Annotated in this window: 13 protein-coding genes; 2 read left to right on the forward strand and 11 right to left on the reverse strand. The window is 39.6% G+C overall.

Features of this window, described 5'->3' with window-relative positions; all coding sequences use genetic code 11:
- Positions 1 to 347 precede the first annotated feature (347 nt).
- The 8 genes from GHD25_RS01900 to GHD25_RS01935 form a co-directional block, all read right to left on the reverse strand.
- The gene (locus GHD25_RS01900) at positions 348 to 2,000 is read right to left on the reverse strand and encodes a glycoside hydrolase family 13 protein (protein WP_164214667.1); all 1,653 of its coding nucleotides are present in this window, start codon (positions 1,998 to 2,000) and stop codon (positions 348 to 350) included.
- A gap of 30 nt (positions 2,001 to 2,030) precedes the next feature.
- Positions 2,031 to 2,999, reverse strand: a complete 969-nt coding sequence (locus GHD25_RS01905) for a sugar phosphate isomerase/epimerase family protein (protein WP_164214668.1) — start codon at positions 2,997 to 2,999, stop codon at positions 2,031 to 2,033.
- Positions 2,996 to 4,048: a Gfo/Idh/MocA family protein gene (locus tag GHD25_RS01910; RefSeq protein ID WP_164214669.1), complete on the reverse strand. Its 1,053-nt coding sequence runs from the start codon at positions 4,046 to 4,048 to the stop codon at positions 2,996 to 2,998. Before GHD25_RS01910 ends, GHD25_RS01905 begins: the two co-directional genes overlap by 4 nt.
- 5 nt (positions 4,049 to 4,053) lie before the next feature.
- Complete coding sequence (locus GHD25_RS01915; protein ID WP_164214670.1) at positions 4,054 to 5,085, reverse strand: Gfo/Idh/MocA family protein; 1,032 nt, start codon at positions 5,083 to 5,085, stop codon at positions 4,054 to 4,056.
- A 177-nt stretch (positions 5,086 to 5,262) separates the two neighbouring features.
- On the reverse strand, positions 5,263 to 6,294 hold the full coding sequence (locus tag GHD25_RS01920) for a LacI family DNA-binding transcriptional regulator (protein ID WP_276207784.1): 1,032 nt from the start codon (positions 6,292 to 6,294) through the stop codon (positions 5,263 to 5,265).
- Positions 6,295 to 6,400: 106 nt separating this feature from the next.
- Positions 6,401 to 7,240, reverse strand: a complete 840-nt coding sequence (locus GHD25_RS01925) for a sugar ABC transporter permease (RefSeq protein WP_164214671.1) — start codon at positions 7,238 to 7,240, stop codon at positions 6,401 to 6,403.
- Positions 7,240 to 8,487, reverse strand: coding sequence for a carbohydrate ABC transporter permease (locus tag GHD25_RS01930; protein ID WP_164214879.1), 1,248 nt, complete (start codon positions 8,485 to 8,487; stop codon positions 7,240 to 7,242). The genes GHD25_RS01925 and GHD25_RS01930 overlap by 1 nt, the downstream gene beginning before the upstream one ends.
- Positions 8,488 to 8,658: 171 nt before the next feature.
- The gene (locus GHD25_RS01935) at positions 8,659 to 9,936 is read right to left on the reverse strand and encodes a sugar ABC transporter substrate-binding protein (RefSeq protein ID WP_462943516.1); all 1,278 of its coding nucleotides are present in this window, start codon (positions 9,934 to 9,936) and stop codon (positions 8,659 to 8,661) included.
- A gap of 439 nt (positions 9,937 to 10,375) precedes the next feature.
- Here GHD25_RS01935 and GHD25_RS01940 point away from each other — a divergent pair, with 439 nt between their 5' ends.
- Together GHD25_RS01940 and GHD25_RS01945 are read left to right on the forward strand one after the other, a co-directional pair.
- Positions 10,376 to 12,493: an alpha-amylase family glycosyl hydrolase gene (locus GHD25_RS01940; RefSeq protein ID WP_240452180.1), complete on the forward strand. Its 2,118-nt coding sequence runs from the start codon at positions 10,376 to 10,378 to the stop codon at positions 12,491 to 12,493.
- Positions 12,494 to 12,633: 140 nt separating this feature from the next.
- Complete coding sequence (locus GHD25_RS01945; RefSeq protein WP_164214672.1) at positions 12,634 to 14,427, forward strand: glycoside hydrolase family 13 protein; 1,794 nt, start codon at positions 12,634 to 12,636, stop codon at positions 14,425 to 14,427.
- A 192-nt stretch (positions 14,428 to 14,619) separates the two neighbouring features.
- Here the strand turns inward: GHD25_RS01945 and GHD25_RS01950 are convergent, their stop codons facing one another.
- The 3 genes from GHD25_RS01950 to GHD25_RS01960 form a co-directional block, all read right to left on the reverse strand.
- Positions 14,620 to 15,624: an ROK family glucokinase gene (locus tag GHD25_RS01950; protein ID WP_164214673.1), complete on the reverse strand. Its 1,005-nt coding sequence runs from the start codon at positions 15,622 to 15,624 to the stop codon at positions 14,620 to 14,622.
- Positions 15,625 to 15,973: 349 nt separating this feature from the next.
- On the reverse strand, positions 15,974 to 16,327 hold the full coding sequence (locus GHD25_RS01955) for a VOC family protein (protein WP_164214674.1): 354 nt from the start codon (positions 16,325 to 16,327) through the stop codon (positions 15,974 to 15,976).
- A gap of 27 nt (positions 16,328 to 16,354) precedes the next feature.
- Complete coding sequence (locus tag GHD25_RS01960) at positions 16,355 to 18,010, reverse strand: FAD-binding dehydrogenase (protein WP_164214675.1); 1,656 nt, start codon at positions 18,008 to 18,010, stop codon at positions 16,355 to 16,357.
- Positions 18,011 to 18,123 lie beyond the last annotated feature (113 nt).

An 18,123-nucleotide genomic window follows, 5' to 3' on the forward strand; every position in this document is an offset into this window, starting at 1 on the left:
TGTTGAAATCTTACGATTCCAACACCAGGAATGGGGTATATGTTCTCCCACAAACATTTTACTCTAACTTGTTGATGGCATAGAGTACATAAATCATTTATTGGGAATGCCGATGTACACACTAACTGAAAATAAACAGATAAGAAAGCCATACCCCAGTCCCCAATAACAAGCTTGCAACTTATCCCCATTCGAATCATATAAGTTTATAAACTTATTAATACCATAGACTGTTGCTCTCATTCATTTTGATATTTCAGCTTGTTAACAGATCCTTTTAAATCAGTGTCCGGCAGGCTGGAGCTTTATATTCAATACCATCGACAAATATAGCCTGACTTAATATTTCATTTCATTTTATAAACCCTTGCCTCATAAGGCTTTAATGAACCTTCTTCCCTATGGTCATAATTACTTACCAATAATGCCTTGGAGGTTTTTTTCAGGTCAGACGGTAATTCAAAGTCCGTATTTTCCGCAAATAAATTCGCCAAAACTACGACCTTTTCGTCACCCCATGTCCTTGTATAAGCGTAGATACTATTATGCTCCCCCAAAATCAAATCATAGCTCCCATAGATTAGCACCTTATATTGCTTCCTCAACTGGATCAGCTTACGATAATAATGGTAAATCGAATCGGGGTCCTCCATTTCCCTTTCCACATTTATCTCTGTATAATTCGGATTTACCTTCATCCATGGATTGCCTTCAGAAAACCCTGCATGCTTCCCGCTATTCCATTGCATTGGGGTCCTGGAGTTATCACGCCCGGTTTTCCAGATGACCTCCATGATTTCTTCAACGGGAGTACCTTCTTCCATTTGGTTAAAATAAAAATTCCTCATTCCCACATCATTGTAGTCATCAATGGAAGGAAATTGCACGTTTGTCATCCCAATTTCCTGTCCCTGATAAATAAAAGGGGTACCCTGCATAAAAAAGTACATGGTTGCTAAACTTTTTGCAGACTCTTTCCAGTATTCCCCGCTATTTCCCCATGTTGAAACCGAGCGTGCCTGATCATGGTTTTCCAAAAATAATGCATTCCAGCCGATTCCGTCCAATCCTTTTTGCCACTTCGTTAATACTTCCTTTAATGAGTGAATATCAATTCCTGTATTTGTATTTTTTCCCCATAAATCCAAATGCTCAAATTGGAAAATCATATTGAACTTACCGTTTACTTCACCAACCCATTCATCTGCCTGCTCCACACTTACGCCATTAGCTTCCCCGACAGTCATAATGTCGTAATGGTCAAAGGTCTTCTCTTTTAACTCTTCTAAGAACACTTGAATCCCTTCACGGTTCATATGTCCCTGAAAGGAAGGTACATACTTCTTGTTGTCCGGGTTCGGCATGTCCGGTAATCCGGGCACTTTTTTAATATGGGAGATCGCATCTACGCGGAAACCATCTATTCCCTTATCAAGCCACCAGTTAACCATTTGATATAATTCGTTTCTGACTGCAGGGTTTTCCCAGTTTAGGTCCGGTTGTTTGCTTGAGAAGACGTGCAGAAAGTACTCGCCTGTTTTCTCATCATATTGCCATGCGGAACCGCCGAAAATGGATTCCCAGTTATTCGGTTCTTTCCCGGACTTTCCAGAGCGCCATATATAATAATCTCTGTAGGCATTGTCTTTGGAAGAACGTGATTCAATAAACCATGGATGCTCATCAGAAGTATGATTAATTACCAAATCCATGATCAATTTCATCCCCCTGCGATGGACTTCTTCCAAAAGCTGCTCAAAGTCTTCCATTGTACCAAATTCATCCAATATATCCTTATAGTCACTAATATCATAGCCATTATCGTCATTTGGTGACTTGTAGATGGGACTCATCCAAACAACATCAATACCAAGCTCTTCCAAATAGTTCAGTCTGGAAATAACACCTTGAATATCGCCAATTCCATCTCCATTCGAATCCATGAAACTGCGGGGGTATACTTGATAAACAACAGCCTCTTTCCACCATACCTCTTTCATAAAAATGCTCCTTGCTTATATATTTTTCTATTACAGCCACCACATATCGGCAGGGGCTTCTTCCATAATAATCGCATTAAGATTTTTAACCGCTGCCCTGAATCCTTCATCTATTGACATAATTGGATCCTCATGCTCAATACTCATTACATGATCATATCCATAGGTTCTCAGCGCACTAACAATATTGGACCATTCCTGCATACTGTGGCCATAACCTACGGAACGGAAGCTCCAAGCACGTGTCTGCACGTCGGTATAAGCCTGCATATCGGTTAATCCATACATATTTACGTTATCCTGATCGATGTAAGTGTCTTTGGCATGAAAATGATGGATAGCATTTTCTTTACCTAATATTTTAATTGCTGCAACCGGATCAATTCCCTGCCACCATAAATGACTTGGGTCAAGGTTCGCACCAATCGCATCATTCGTAGCTTCCCTAAGTTTTAGCAGCGTATATGGTGTATGGACCAGAAATCCTGCATGCAGTTCCAAGCCAACTTTTACACCATGGTCTTTCGCAAATTGACCTTGTTCCTTCCAATAAGGAATAAGTTTCCTCTCCCATTGCCAATTTAAAATATCGGAGTATTCGTTTGGCCAAGGTGTGACAGGCCAGTTCGGATACTTGGAATCTTCATTCGAACCGGGTGTCCCTGAAAAGGTATTTACGACTGGTACACCCAGTAGCTCCGCAAGCCTTACCGTCTTCACAAACGTATCATGCGACTTCTTCTTTTTTTCCTTATTTGGGGAAATTGGATTGTCATGACAGCTGAATGCACTTATCGTTAATCCCCTGGAATGAACCTTATCTATAAATCTCTTTCTTTCTTCGCTGCTTGCCAGTAATTCATCAATATTACAGTGTGCAGTTCCTGGATTTCCTCCTGTTCCTATTTCAACCGCCTTTAATCCGGCATTTTTTACGTGGTCGAGCATTTCTTCAAATGGCTTCTGTGCAAATAATACGGTAAATACACCTAGTTTCATGACTCATCTCCTCCCAGCTGCAGTTTTACACTTGAACCAATTTCACTGCTTTTATAAATAGATTCTATTAATTTTGTAACTTTTAATGTCTGTTCCGGTTTACATATTAATTCAGCTTCTCCAAGACAGCTTTCAATAAAGTTTTTTGCTTGAAAGAATGCAGCTTTTTTATGATTATCCTCTGTCATTACTTCAGTTGTTGTAAGAACACCTTGCCTTGACTGATATAATTCAAATGGAAAGACATTGATCCCGCCTTTCACTCCGGAAATACTGATGTGAGTCGTATCTTCCTTTATATTTGCGGCCCATGAACATTCAAATAACATGGAAGCCCCATTTTCAAAGCGGACGTAAGAAGACACATGGTCGTCCACCTCAAATGTTTCATGATCAATATTGCCCCACTCATTTATCTGGTCAGGTGTTTTGCTTAAACGGTTATAAGCTGTGCCTGTTACTTCTGCCGGCTCAAGCCCATCCAGCAGCCATAGTGCTAAATCAAGAAAATGACAGCCATAATCAATTAAACTTCCTCCGCCTTGCATTTCTTTATTGATAAAAACACCCCAGCCCGGTACTTTACGTTGTCTCAATGCCTGAATTCTAGTAACGAGAGGATCGCCAATTTCCTGCATTGCTTGTTTGGCAACTTGCGCCGATTCAGTATAACGATAATGATAAGCAACGGATAAAACTTTCTTATTTTTTCTTGAAACTTCCAGCATTCGTTCACACTCTGCCGTTGTGATTGCCATCGGTTTTTCACAAAGAACATGGATACCGGCTTCCATTGCCGCAATGGCAATTTCCGCATGAAATTTGTTTGGAGTACAAATCGTCACCGCATCCACCACCGAAAATAAATCACGGTAGTCATAAAAAACATGCGGAATATTGAAACTTGCCGCTGCTTCTTCCGCTCGTGCCTGATCCAGGTCTTGAACAGCGGCCACTTCTACTTTTTCCTGTAATTGAAGGTAAGCTGGAATATGCCTGTCCTGCGCAATTCTGCCTGCTCCAATAATACCCATCCTCAACTTTAGCATTCACGTCACTGCTCCATTTGAAATATGCGCTTTGTTTTCACCGATTTCAGGGCACTTAAAATAATTTCCAGCGATTTCTTTCCTTCTTCCCCATCAATTAACGGCTTTCTGTCATGAAGGATCGATTCAACAAAGTGATCAATCACATGTGAGGTTGTTTGACCGCCTTCTTCGTTGGACTGAATGCCACCCAATTCATAATTCACTGTCTCCCCATTATTATATTGCACAACGAGTGGATAATCGGGATCATCCTCCAGTCTCAATATGGCATTTTCTCCATAAATAATCGTTGAATTATCTTCTTTTGCTATATAGGCCCAGCTTGCTGCAAGTGTTCCAATGATGCCGCTTTCCGTTTTTAAAATTAATACAGCATTATCATCCACATCTGTATTTTTTTTCGCACTTGTTTCAACAAATGCACCAACCTCAATGATTTCTTCACCCAGCAGATAACGAAGCAAGTCTGCCTTATGTACACCAAGGTCGCCCATTGCCCCGATAAATGCATGGTCTTTATTGAAAAACCAGCTGTTTGTCCCATCTGCACTCCAGTTATCCGGACCGTCATGCCCAAATGTCGTTCGGAAGCTGTAGATTTTCCCAACTTCCCCTTGTTCAATTAGTTTTCTGGCTTTTTTGTGGGAGGAGACAAAGCGTTGATTATGACCAATCATAAGCTTTTTATTATTTATGCTGGCTACCCTGATCATCTCCTCTGCTTCCTCACTGGATGTTGCCATGGGCTTTTCACATAATACATGACACCCGACATTTAAAGCGGCAACACTGACTGAGGCATGTAAATAGTTAGGCAGACAGACACTAACAGCATCAATATTTTCGTTTTTTAATAGTTTTTCATAGTTTGTATATGCCTTTGTACGATAGCGTTGTGCAGTATCCTGCACTCTTGCTGCATTAATATCACAAACAGCAGCGATTTCAACATTTGGGTTGTTGTCATATTCAATTAAGTGGCGATGCTTTGCGATACTGCCGCAGCCAATGACGGCTGCACGAAGTTTAGACATGCTAATGATTCCTCCCCATTCTTTTGATAGTATCTCTATTGGTTTATGGTTCTATTTTGATTTATCATTCCAGTCGGCCATGCATACTATCCCATACATTTTTTCATTTTTATTCCAGGGCAATCGTTTGCACCATGATGATTATTTCCATGATAAAAGAAAGGGGGGGTTATTAACCTAAGTCGCCCCCTTAACAAATTGACTCACTGAATCACGATACACAATTTTATATGGGATAATAATACGCTTTGCAGGCTCCGATTTGTCAATCGTTTTTTCAATTAACGCTTTAGCTGATTGTGCACCCAGCTCATGTATTTGTATATCCACAGTTGTCAGTGCAGGGCGAATGATTTCTGATAAGTATACATTATTGAAGCTGGCCAGGGATATATCCTCTGGTACATTTATTCCTGACTCCTCAAGCATTCCCAGCACACCAATACTGATAAGATCATCACTCACAACAATAGCTGTTGGCCGATGCTTTAAATCTAATAAACTCTCTACGGCTTCACGACCACCTGATTTTAAAAATTCCGTGTGAATTTTATATTCCTTTTTTGCCTCAAGCCCCGCTTCATGGAGAGCATCTTCATACCCTTTTTCCCGGTCCATTGTTACAAATAAGTCCTTCGATCCCCCTATAAAAGCAATTTGTTCATGCCCTTTTTCAATAAGGAGGTGCGTTATTTCTTTACCGGCATTATAATTATCATTATCCACATGTGTTGTCTCGTTAATATGCTCATAAGGCTTTCCTATAATAGTATACGGGAACCCTTCCTCTCTCAAAAAATGGGTAACTCGATCATTGACGCGTGAATAGAGCAGGATTACTCCATCTACTTGACTGCCATAAACCATTCGCTCAACTTCCCGGAAAATTTCATCCTCTGTTTGTCCACTGGATAAAACCATTGAGTATTGCAATTTATGTGTTACTGAACCAATACCTCTTAAAACCTCTGGAAAAAACGGGTTTTGCAATGCTTTGTCAGCAGAGGATGGCATAATAACACCAATTGCCTTTGTAGATTTCACTACTAAATTTCTGGCATTTATATTCGGATGATAACCAAATTCTTTCATTGCTTTTCGAACTTTTTTCTTTGTATCTGAGCTGATTTTCGGATTATCCGCAATTACCCTGGAAACAGTAGATGTAGATACCCCAGTTGCCTTTGCAATGTCTTTTATTGTTACCATTATTCTCACCATCTGATTTTTATTTTAATTTACTGATTCTATGACTCACTTTTTAGTAATATTCCCTTTTTGTTATCCTTTTGGAAAGTATAATTTGATAATCATTTTACCCTTTTGTACCTCCGGATGCTAATCCGGATATTAAATATCTTTGAAGGAATAAATATACTGCTGCTATTGGAACTGCTATTAGCATAGATCCCGCTGCAAATCTAGTAAAGTTGTTTGCAAACTGATCATTAATAAAATTGTAAAGACCGACTGCTAACGTATAGTTTTCTTCGCTCGAAAGGACGATTGTCGGAAGCAAAAAATCAAATAATGGAGCCATAAAGTTAAATAACGCAACCACTGCTAAAATTGGCTTTGCCAATGGCAGCATGACACTCCAGAAGACTCTAAGATGACCAGCCCCATCAATTCTCGCCGCTTCATCCAATTCACGCGGTATCGTATCAAAATATCCTTTAACCAACCAAGCGTTGAAGGGAATTTGGCCCCCAAGATAAATGAGAATCAGGCCTGTAAGGGTATCTAACAACCCAAGCATATTCAAAAAGATATACAAAGCAACCATCGCCATCATAACTGGGAACATTTGCAGAAGTAAAAAGACGTATAACCCATTTTTTCTCCCAACAAATTTGTAGCGGGAAAATGCATAAGCAACGAGCGAAGTTAGAACAACGCTGCCTATCGCATTTGCTACAGAAACAATCATTGAATTTTTATACCATAATAAATAATCGCTATCCTCACTAAATAACCATCTGTAGTGTTCCAATGAAAAATTTTCAGGTATTAAAGTGGATGAATATAGGCTGGTTCCCTGATTAAACGACATACCAACGGTCCATACCAGAGGGTAAAATATTAAAACGGCTACAATACCAATAATAAAGTATATTGCCAAAACTTCTAATCTGTTTTTAGTTTTTCTATTCATTATATTTCACCCTCCTCCTTGAAAGATCTTGTCCTCCTGAACTGGTAAAATGCAAAACCTGAAACAATTAGGCCCATGATAATAGATATCACTGCTGCCATGGAGTAGTTATTTGTATCAAATGTCAGTTTATACACCCAGGATATTAATATATCCGTCCCCCCTGCATTTTGACCCCGAACAGGCGGGCCGCCTTCATTAAATAGATAAATAACATTAAAGTTATTAAAGTTTGAAGCGTACTGCATAATCATTAACGGTGCAGTTGCAAACATTACATGAGGAAATGTTATATTTCTAAACTTTTGGAAACGAGATGCACCATCAATATCTGCAGCTTCATACCAATCTTTAGAAATACTTTGCAATACCCCTGTTATTAAAGCAAAAATAAATGGAAAGCCCAACCACGTTTGGATCAAAACAATGGCTATACGAGAATACATCGGGTCACTCAACCAGGCAATTCCATCTCCACCAAACATCGGGACGATAATATCTCTGTTAATGGCACCAAAATCATCGTTAAACATTGCGGAAAATACTAAGATAGTTACAAAAGCCGGTACTGCCCATGGAAGTATTAAAATCGTGCGGATTAATTTTTTAAATTTAACCCGCTCATCATTTACGAGAACAGCCAGAAAGATGCCCAGTGCAATTTGCAATGTTGTGGCAACAACCGTCCACACAATAGTCCATGAAAACACACTTAAAAATGTGTCCTGCCAGATTGGAACAGTTATCAAATTCGTAAAATTATCAAACCCTACCCAGTCAACCAAATTACGCGGTGGAGAATTATATAAATCGTAATTTGTAAAAGCTAATAAAACAGAAAATAACAAGGGAAATATAACAACAAAAATCATAAGAAGTAAACCTGGAAATGTCATTATGTATGGAAATGCATAATCATAAAACGCGCTGAGAGAATCTCTCAGGTTCATTGGTTTCCAGCCATTTTGAATTTTTTTAGCTTGTTTTCTTGCATCAATTACATTGAATACATAAAGTGTAATGACAATTATTGTAACGATTAATGATAATACACCCAACACTAATAACCTTATGGAATGATCCGTGCCTTGGATTGTCCCTAATGTACGCAGTCCCCACAACCCATAGTTAATCGATTCCAAGAAGACAATAAGAAATGCCGTTTCTATAATAATAAAAATGGAACCTTTTAAGAATCTGCGGTTATATAATTGACCCAGCCCTGCAAACAATATAGATAAAACCATTGCCACGTTTGGATTATGCTGCTTCTGCTTTCTCTTTCTTTTACTTGTGTTTTTTTGTTCTATGTTTTCATCTGATTTTTTCTTAGCTGGAGTAGCCAAAACGCTTCCCCTCCTACCTCTATCTTAACCATCGAATAATGGGGAGAATAACCTCCCCCATTATCCTATCTATTATTGACCGCCACTGGCTTCAATATTTATTTGTACCTGTTCAGCTGCTTCATCTAGAACAGATTGTGGTTCTTCCCCTTCTGCCAGGAATTGCAATGCATTATTCATCGGCTCCCATACTTGAGCCATCTGAGGCGTACTTGGCATTGGTACTCCGAATTCAATTTGCTCTGCAAAAGCTGCATAAATTGGATCCTCAATACCCTCAAGTGCTAATGTATTTGGAGGAAGCTCACCAGCTTCTTCAAAATAATAAGCCAGATTATCTTCGTTCGTCATAAAGAGCGCCAGATCCTGTGCCCATTCCTTGTTTTCGGAGTAATAGGACACCATCCAGGATTTCACTCCAACTAATGTACTGCCTGGTTCACCGTTTATTTCAGGGAATGGAGCAAACTCCAGACTGTCACCGAGAGCCTCTTTATACCCTGCTATGCTCCACGGGCCATTTATAACAGCACCAACTTTTCCTTCTGTAAATAAACCGTCGACTACATCAACTGTGGTAGCAGGAGGGATTAACCCCTCACCAAAGAATGATTGAAAGAGTTCCCCGCCTTCGACTGCTCCATCATTATTCAATCCTATATCTGAGGTATCATATTCCCCAATATCCCCACCAAAAATATATCCTCCAAAATTGCTTAAGAATGGATAGGCAAAGTATAAATCATTCGGTTTCATTAAGAAGCCATATTGATCCTCAGACGCATTGGTGTGATCTTCAAGTAACCCCTTTAAATCATCAATAGTTTCAGGAGCTTCCGGCACTATATCGGTATTGTAAAATATACCATATGTCTCAAATACTGCTGGGATACCATAAATATCAGTTTCGTCCTCAAAATTATAGGTTACCGCTTCTATTGCAGCGTCAGCGTATGGACTTAATTCTTCATCAGTTAGATTCAACGGATCAGCAAGTCCCTGAGCTACAATATTTCCAATTTGATCATGAGGTTGAAAAAACAAATCCGGACCTTGTCCTTCAGGACCAGCTAATGACAATTCCTGTAACTGATCCAGCATACTTTTGGCTTCGACATTAACTGTAATTCCCTCTCGTTCTTCGTAATCTGCTGCTATTTGTTGTATAGCTGCCAACTGTTCTTCCTGATCATTTGCCCAGATCGTCAATTCTTCTGGTTTATCTTCTTCTCCGTTATCAGCATCTTCTTCACTAGTACCTCCTGCGTCGTCATCACGATCAGGTGCACAGGCTGCAAATAAAACAAACAAAGAAAGCAACATAACTAGTGATAACAATGAAAACCTTATTCTCAAATTATTCTCCCCCTTAAAAATTAATAATGTAACCTAGCCGGAATAAATAACTTAAAAATTTATTTATGCAAACGTTTGCGCCAGATTTAAATATTATTCTACAACGAATTTTAAATTAGTGCAATCGTTTTCATGAAATTTTGTGTAAAAATAAGCAATTATGCAATTTCCGCGAATAAATAGTGTTCAATTTAAAGCATCAGTATTACTCATTTTCTTGATCTTCAATTAATTACAAATACCCATTGACAAGACTTCTGTTATATCCTGATAATAAAGTGACATCTAAAGTTCTTTATGCTTATAAAACTTGAGGGCAATGTTTCTGTATTTTAACAAACAACCCCGGCTTTCAAATTGGAAGTCGGGGTTAATTTTATTTAGAGGGGGGCTGCAGTTAAGTTTTATTCATAAATAATAGGGAGGGACCGAATTGTTTTATTCTAAATTTTTCATGAGAACGTTTGCATTAAGTGTATTCTTATTTCTAATGACTTCATCACTTACTGTTGCCCAGTTTAATGATTTAAACAAAGTTGATTATTCTAAGGATGTAATCTACCAGATAGTTACAGACAGATTTTCTGATGGCGACCCAACAAATAATCCATCAGGGGAGATTTATAGCTCAAATTGCAGTAATCTTCATTTGTATTGTGGAGGAGATTGGCAGGGTATCATTGATAAAATTAATGATGGTTATCTTACTGATATGGGCATCACTGCTATCTGGATATCTCAGCCGGTTGAAAATGCTTATGCACTGCACCCTAGTGGCTATACATCTTATCACGGATATTGGGCGAGAGATTATAAAAGAACCAACACTTATTATGGTGATTTTACTGATTTTGATCGTTTAATTAATACCGCGCATTCAAATGGTATTAAAGTTATCATGGATTTCACACCAAATCACTTATCACCTGCACTTGAGACGGAACCAGCATTTGCAGAAAATGGAGCAATTTATGATGACGGCGTTTTGTTAGGAAGTTATTCAAATGATCCGTTAGATTTATTTCATCATAATGGCGGAACAGATTTTTCTTCCTATGAAGATGGTATCTATCGAAATTTATACGATTTAGCAGATTACAACTTACACAATAATATGATGGATCAATATTTAAAGGAATCTATTAAGCTATGGCTGGACAAAGGGATTGATGGCATACGTGTTGATGCTGTCAAGCATATGTCAGAAGGCTGGCAAACCTCATTAATGAGTGAGATTTATGCTTATAATCCTGTCTTTACATTTGGAGAGTGGTTTCTTGGACAGGGTGAGGTTGATCCACAAAATCATCACTTTGCAAATGAAAGCGGCATGAGCCTGCTGGATTTTCAATATGCCCAAACAATACGAGATGTTTTAAAAGACGGGAGCGCAGATTGGCACGTATTCAATGAAATGATCGAAAATACAGCTAATGATTATAATGAAGTGATTGATCAGGTAACCTTTTTTGATAATCATGATATGAGCAGATTTTCTCTCGAACACTCTTCAAACAGACATACGGATATCGCACTTGCACTATTATTAACATCAAGGGGTGTTCCAGCTATTTACTATGGGACAGAACAGTACTTAACCGGAAAAAATGATCCTGATAACAGAAAGCCGATGACTGATTTTAACACTTCCACAAATGCTTATAAAATTATTAGTCAACTGACATCACTGAGACAGTCTAATCCTGCACTTGGCTATGGAGATACCCGGGAACGTTGGATGAACTCTGATGTTTATATTTATGAAAGGAAATTTGGCGGCAATGTAGTTATTACCGCTGTTAATCGGGGTCATTCAGATTATAATATTACGAATTTAAACACCTCTTTACCTGAGGGAAATTATAATGACGAGCTGAATTCACTTCTAGATGGGAAAAATATAGAAGTAAGTGCAGATGGTTCAGTGGATTCATTTAACCTTAGCCCAAGGGCTGTGTCGATTTGGCAGTACACAGAGGAATCCACAACTCCACTTATAGGACATGTCGGACCAATGGCAGGAAAAGCCGGAAATAAAATTACAATAAATGGTGAAGGATTTGGTTCTGCAGAAGGAACTGTACAATTAGGTTCATCAGTTGCGGAAGTTCAATCTTGGTCTGACACAGAAATAGAAATCCTTGTCCCTGATATTAATCCTGGTAAACATGATATAACCGTGGACAATGCAAATAATAATAGAAGCAACGCTTACAATGATTTTGAAGTACTTACTGGCAAACAAATAACGATGCGTTTTGTTGTCAATAATGCGTATACCGAACAGGGTTCAAATGTTTATATTGTTGGTAATGTTAGTGAACTGGGAAATTGGAATCCTGACGAGGCATTAGGACCTTTTTTTAATCAAGTCGTTTATCGTTACCCTGCTTGGTACTATGATATAAGTGTTCCTGCAGATGAAACTATAGAATATAAATTCATCAAAAAAGATGAGAATGGAAATGTAGAGTGGGAAACTGGTAATAATCACACAATTGTGACCCCATCAGAAGGAATAGATACGGTAATTGTAAACTGGCAACAATAAATCGTATTGACAATAAAGATTACCAGCAGTAAATTAATAGTAAGAACAATTTAAGGGCAATGCATTGCGATTTTGACAACAACCCCGTTTTCCGTATCTATGGAAACCGGGGTTGTTTATTTTAGAAAGGGGAGCTTTACATGTTAAAAGAAGCAATCTATCACCGTCCAAAGAATAACTTTTCCTATGCATATGATAAAGATACTTTACACTTTATTTTGCAAACAAAAAAGAACGACGTGGACACTGTTGCAATTTTGTTCGGTGATCCATATGATTGGGAAAATGATAAGTGGCAGACTAAGACTTTAGAAATGGTCAAATCCGGATCAACCGATTTACATGATTATTGGTTTGCAGCAGTAAAGCCGGAGTTTCGTCGTTTGCGCTACGCATTCCGATGTTCCGATGCCAGTGAAACTTGCTTTTATACAGAGGGCGGGATTTATTCTTCACCGCCAAGCGATATTGCCAATTACTTTTGTTTTCCATTTTTGAATCAAGTTGACGTCTTCAACGCGCCAAGCTGGGTAAAGAATACAGTTTGGTATCAGATTTTTCCGGAACGCTTTGGAAATGGCGACCCCGATTTAAATCCGGATGGAGCTTTGCCGTGGGCATCAACAGCACCAACTCCTACAAACTTCTTCGGCGGGGATTTTCAGGGCATTATCAACCACCTGGATCATTTAGAGGAGCTCGGTATAAACGGGATTTATTTGACGCCAATATTCAAGGCACATTCCAATCACAAATACGACACCATTGATTACATGGAAATTGATCCCCAGTTTGGCAATAAGGAAACTTTCCGTCGTCTAGTGCGTGAATGTCATAAGCGAGGGATACGTGTCATGTTAGATGCGGTATTTAATCATAGCGGATACTATTTCCCGCCTTTTCAGGATGTGCTTGAAAAACAGGAAGAATCAGCATATAAGGACTGGTTTCATATTCGAGAATACCCGATAACGTCTGAACCGAAGCCAAATTATGATACTTTTGGATTTGTTGGTTCGATGCCAAAACTCAATACAGAAAATCCTGAGGTGAAAAAATATCTATTAGATGTAGCACGTTACTGGATTGAGGAATTTGATATTGATGGGTGGCGATTGGATGTTGCAAATGAAGTTGACCATCAATTCTGGAGAGATTTCAGACGAGCAGTAAAGGCGGTGAAATCTGATGTGTATATTTTAGGAGAAATTTGGCACGATTCCATGCCTTGGCTTGGTGGTGACCAATTTGACGCTGTCATGAACTACCCATTTACAAATAGCGCAGTAGACTATTTTGCAAAAAACAAAATAACAGCCGAGGATTTTGCGAATTCCGTTATTAAGGTATTGCACATGTATCCTGCAAATGTAAACGAGGTTGCATTTAACCTGCTTGACAGCCATGATACTCCCCGGATTTTAACCTTGGCCAACGGTGATCTTGACCGTGTGAAATTGCTATATTTATTTCAGCTATCATTTATTGGCACACCTTGCATTTACTATGGAGATGAAATTGGTATGGCCGGCGGACATGATCCTGGTTGCCGTGCGTGTATGGAATGGGATGAAAGTAAGCAAAATCGGGATTTATTTGCTTATGTAAAAAATTTAATTGAAATGAGGAAAACCATCCCTGCCTTTGGGAATGATAGTTCATTCAAAATACTTTCTGCAGATAATGAAACAAATACACTTGTATATCAAAAAGAGGCTGAACAAGGTCGTGTTATCTTTATTGTCAATAACAGTGGTATGGAACAAGAATTGGCTCTTCCTAATACTGCAGATGGTGAAAATTGTAATGAACTATTCATTGGGGCTTCCATAGATGAACCTTTCAGCCGGACTCAAAGACAAGCAGGTATTTCGGCTAAAATAAGTGTCTCTCCATTAAGTTTTCGTATTTTCGAGTTTAAAAGTCAAGTATAAAGTTATTAAGCAAGTACTAATACATTTTCTTTCTATATTGCCTCAATAATACCAAATGAGATTTAACAATCTAGTATAGGAATTTCTACGAGTGGGAAATTAATTTTCTCACTCTTTTTTGGATTACATTTACATTAATTAAATTTAAAGTCTTGGGTAAGGATAAAAACAAAAAAACAGCCTATCAAACATCTAATAAGCTGTCTTATCACAAGTATTTTCATTCAATAAAATAGACTGCATATCAAAATCGTGACTCATCTTAGCAGCACCTATTAATGCGGCATCATTTCCAAGTTCAGCAACCTTAATACTGCATACTTCACTCACTCTGGGCATCGCATTCCGGTGAAATGAATCTGCAATCGCATTGATAAATGTTTCTCCTGCCTGCGACAGCCCGCCACCAATTGTAATTACAGATGGATTTATGATTACTGATAAATTAGCAAGCAAAGAACCTAAGATACCGGTATTTCGATCAATGATCTGCTGGGACAATTTATCCCCTTTGCCGGCTAAATTAAAGACATCTTTTGCAGATACCTCTCCATTCTTATCATAAAGATTGGATAGCTGACTGGAAGGATTATCACCAATAAGCTCAAGTGCTTGCCGAACCATACCTGTGGCTGAGACAATTGTTTCCAAGCAGCCCTTTCCTCCACAATTACACACAGCCCCTTCGCTTTCTACAATGATATGTCCGATTTCCCCTCCGGTTCCATTTACTCCGCTCAAAACTTCACCGTTTACTATGATGCCTCCACCAACCCCGGTACCCAATGTAACAGCAATCATATTCCTTGCGCCATTACCGGCCCCTTTCCAGTTTTCACCTAATGCTGCTAAGTTTGCATCATTTTCTATGAAAACAGGAACATTTGCCAATGCTTTTAACTGACCAGCTAAATTATAGTTTTTCCATCCAATATTAACTGCTTCGTAGATTATCCCGGAATTTCTATCAATAAAACCAGGAGCACCGGCTCCAATACTGTAAATACTTTGCTGATCAAGGTTAATGGAAGTTAAATTTTTCAAGACAGACTGCCAAATCTCTTCAACTATATATTTTCCATGTTCCTTTCTATTTGTTGGGATTTCCCATTTTTTAAGAATTTCACCTTTTCTCGTTAAAAAGCCGATTTTCACTGAAGTTCCGCCAATATCTAAACCTAGAACAATCTTATCCACGTGATACCCCCTGAAAAATTCTATTACCCAGTCGAAACCTCACACTGCGCTGCAGGTATAATGTTTGGGTTCCGTCTGATTCTTTAGCAGCTCTCAAGAACCTATTGCAAATACAATAGATTTTTTTATCTATATATCCATCCGGATTATATGCAACCCTTTACATTTATACTATAGTTAAATCGTCTTGCTCAATCAAGTACTATGAAATAATAATATTTGAATTTTAGCATGTAAGATGCCCGATTCCGTACGCACCCGCTTTCTCTTCGGGGATAACCTATTATATCATCGTGTTTTTCCCAAAAAAAGTATTCATTGTGCTGTAAACAGATAAGAAAGTCATACTCTATTCCCAATAACAAACCTGCAGTCTATTCCCATCCGGATCATATAAGTCTAAAAACTTGTTCACGCCATCATTTTGTATTTCACTCACTTTTACATTCTGTTCTTTTAATATTGTATACATTTTTGCCATATTATCCGAATAAAAAATAGGATAGGCGGCCTGAATTTGTGATGGACTTACAGTCCCTTCCTCCAGGGTTAAGGGCACTCCACTGTTTCCGATGCTTAAAATACGATAATCATCTCCTCTAAAGGATTCGGTAAGCCCCAGTACTTCCTGGTACCAATTACTCGCTTCCTCAGCATTGCTTACAGTTAAACAAACCGTGTCAATTCTTTTCAGCAAACTCATTCGATAACAAACCTCCTTTTTGATTTCCTACTTCAACGCTTTCGCAACCGCTCTGCCAGTCTCCCTGCCTGTGAATAGACACCCTCCAACAAACGTTCCTTCCAGCGAACGATAGCCGTGCATCCCGCCACCGCCAAACCCCGCAGCTTCCCCTGCTGCGTATAGACCCGGAATGGCATTACCGGTATGGTTCAGCACCCGGCCGGATAGATCTGTCTGCAAACCGCCCAGTGTCTTTCTGCTCAGGATATTCAGGCGTACCGCTATAAGCGGACCATTTTTTCGGTCAAGAAGCTTGTGCGGGGAAGCAACACGGATCAATTTATCACCTAGATATTTACGTGCACCCCGCAGCGCTGTTATTTGCAAATCCTTTGTAAATGGATTATCTATTTCCCTGTCTCTTGCCCGGATCTGCCTTTCCACTTCTTCCCGATTCAGCAATTTTTCCCCTGTTAATTTATTCATCCTGATAACCAGGTTATCGATATTATCAGCTGTCACAAAATCCTCGCCTTTATCAAGGAAAGCCTGTACAGGAGCAGGTGCGCCCGGCCACAATCTGCCCAGCAATTTTTTCAAACTTCTTTCCGTTAAATCAGGATTTTGCTCTGAGCCGGATAAGGCAAATTCCCGTTCAATAATTTTTTGCGTCAGAATAAACCAGGAATAGTCATAACCTGTATCTTGAATAGCCTTTAATGTCCCCAGCGTATCAAATCCCGGAAAGTTCGGTGCAGGGAATCTTTTTCCTGTCGCATCCAGCCAGACGGATGAGGGACCTGGAAGAATACGGATGCCGTGCCTGCTCCAAACCGGATGCCAGTTTCTGATCCCCTCTGTGTAATGCCACATCCGGTCCCTGTTAACAATTCTTCCGCCTGCTTCCTCCGTAATGCCAAGCATTCTTCCATCCACATGTGCGGGTACACCGGAAATCATATTCTTCGGCGGCTTTCCAAGTCGCTCCGGCCAATTTTTTCGAATCAATTCAAAGTTGGCACCCATTCCACCGCTGGAAACAAGGACAGCATCTGCTTCATATTCAAAACTGCCCGCCACGTTGCGTGAGCTGTCCTCTCCGCGTCTTGCCGAACTCTCTTCAAGTACGGAACCGGTTACCCCTGTAATAGTGCCATTTGTTACAACGAGCTGATCTACCCGGTGACGCGGAAGGTATTTTACAAGTCCATTATCCATGTGTTCCCTCACGCGTCTTTCGAACGGTTCCACAAGTCCCGGCCCTGTGCCCCAGGTTATATGGAACCTCGGCACAGAATTACCGTGACCTTCAGCAAGGTAGCCTCCCCGTTCGGCCCAGCCGACGACCGGAAAAATACGCACACCCATTCCATGCAGCCATGCCCGCTTTTCACCTGCTGCAAAATCAATATACGCTTCCGCCCATTTTTTTGCCCAATAATCCTCATCATCATCCCGGTCAAAACCAGCTGTTCCCATCCAGTCCTGCCAGGCAAGTTCTTTGGAATCCTTCACCCCCATCATCCGCTGTTCCGGTGAATTTATCAGAAACAATCCGCCAAACGACCACCAGGCCTGTCCGCCAAGTGAACTTTCAGGCTCCTGATCCAACAGCAGTACTGTTTTACCCCGGTCTGCAATTTCCGCTGTTGCTGTGAGCCCGGCAAGACCTGCTCCTACTACGATTACGTCATGTTTCACACGAACTTCCCCCTCTTATGTAAACGCTATAATATAATTATTCGCGAAAGATGATTGCTTTTCCTCTATTCCAAGGTGTTATTCCCCTGATTTCATTTTCAATTTGCTTGAAT

It is taken from the genome of Virgibacillus aidingensis, from assembly GCF_010994035.1.
GTDB lineage: Bacteria > Bacillota > Bacilli > Bacillales > Amphibacillaceae > Virgibacillus_N.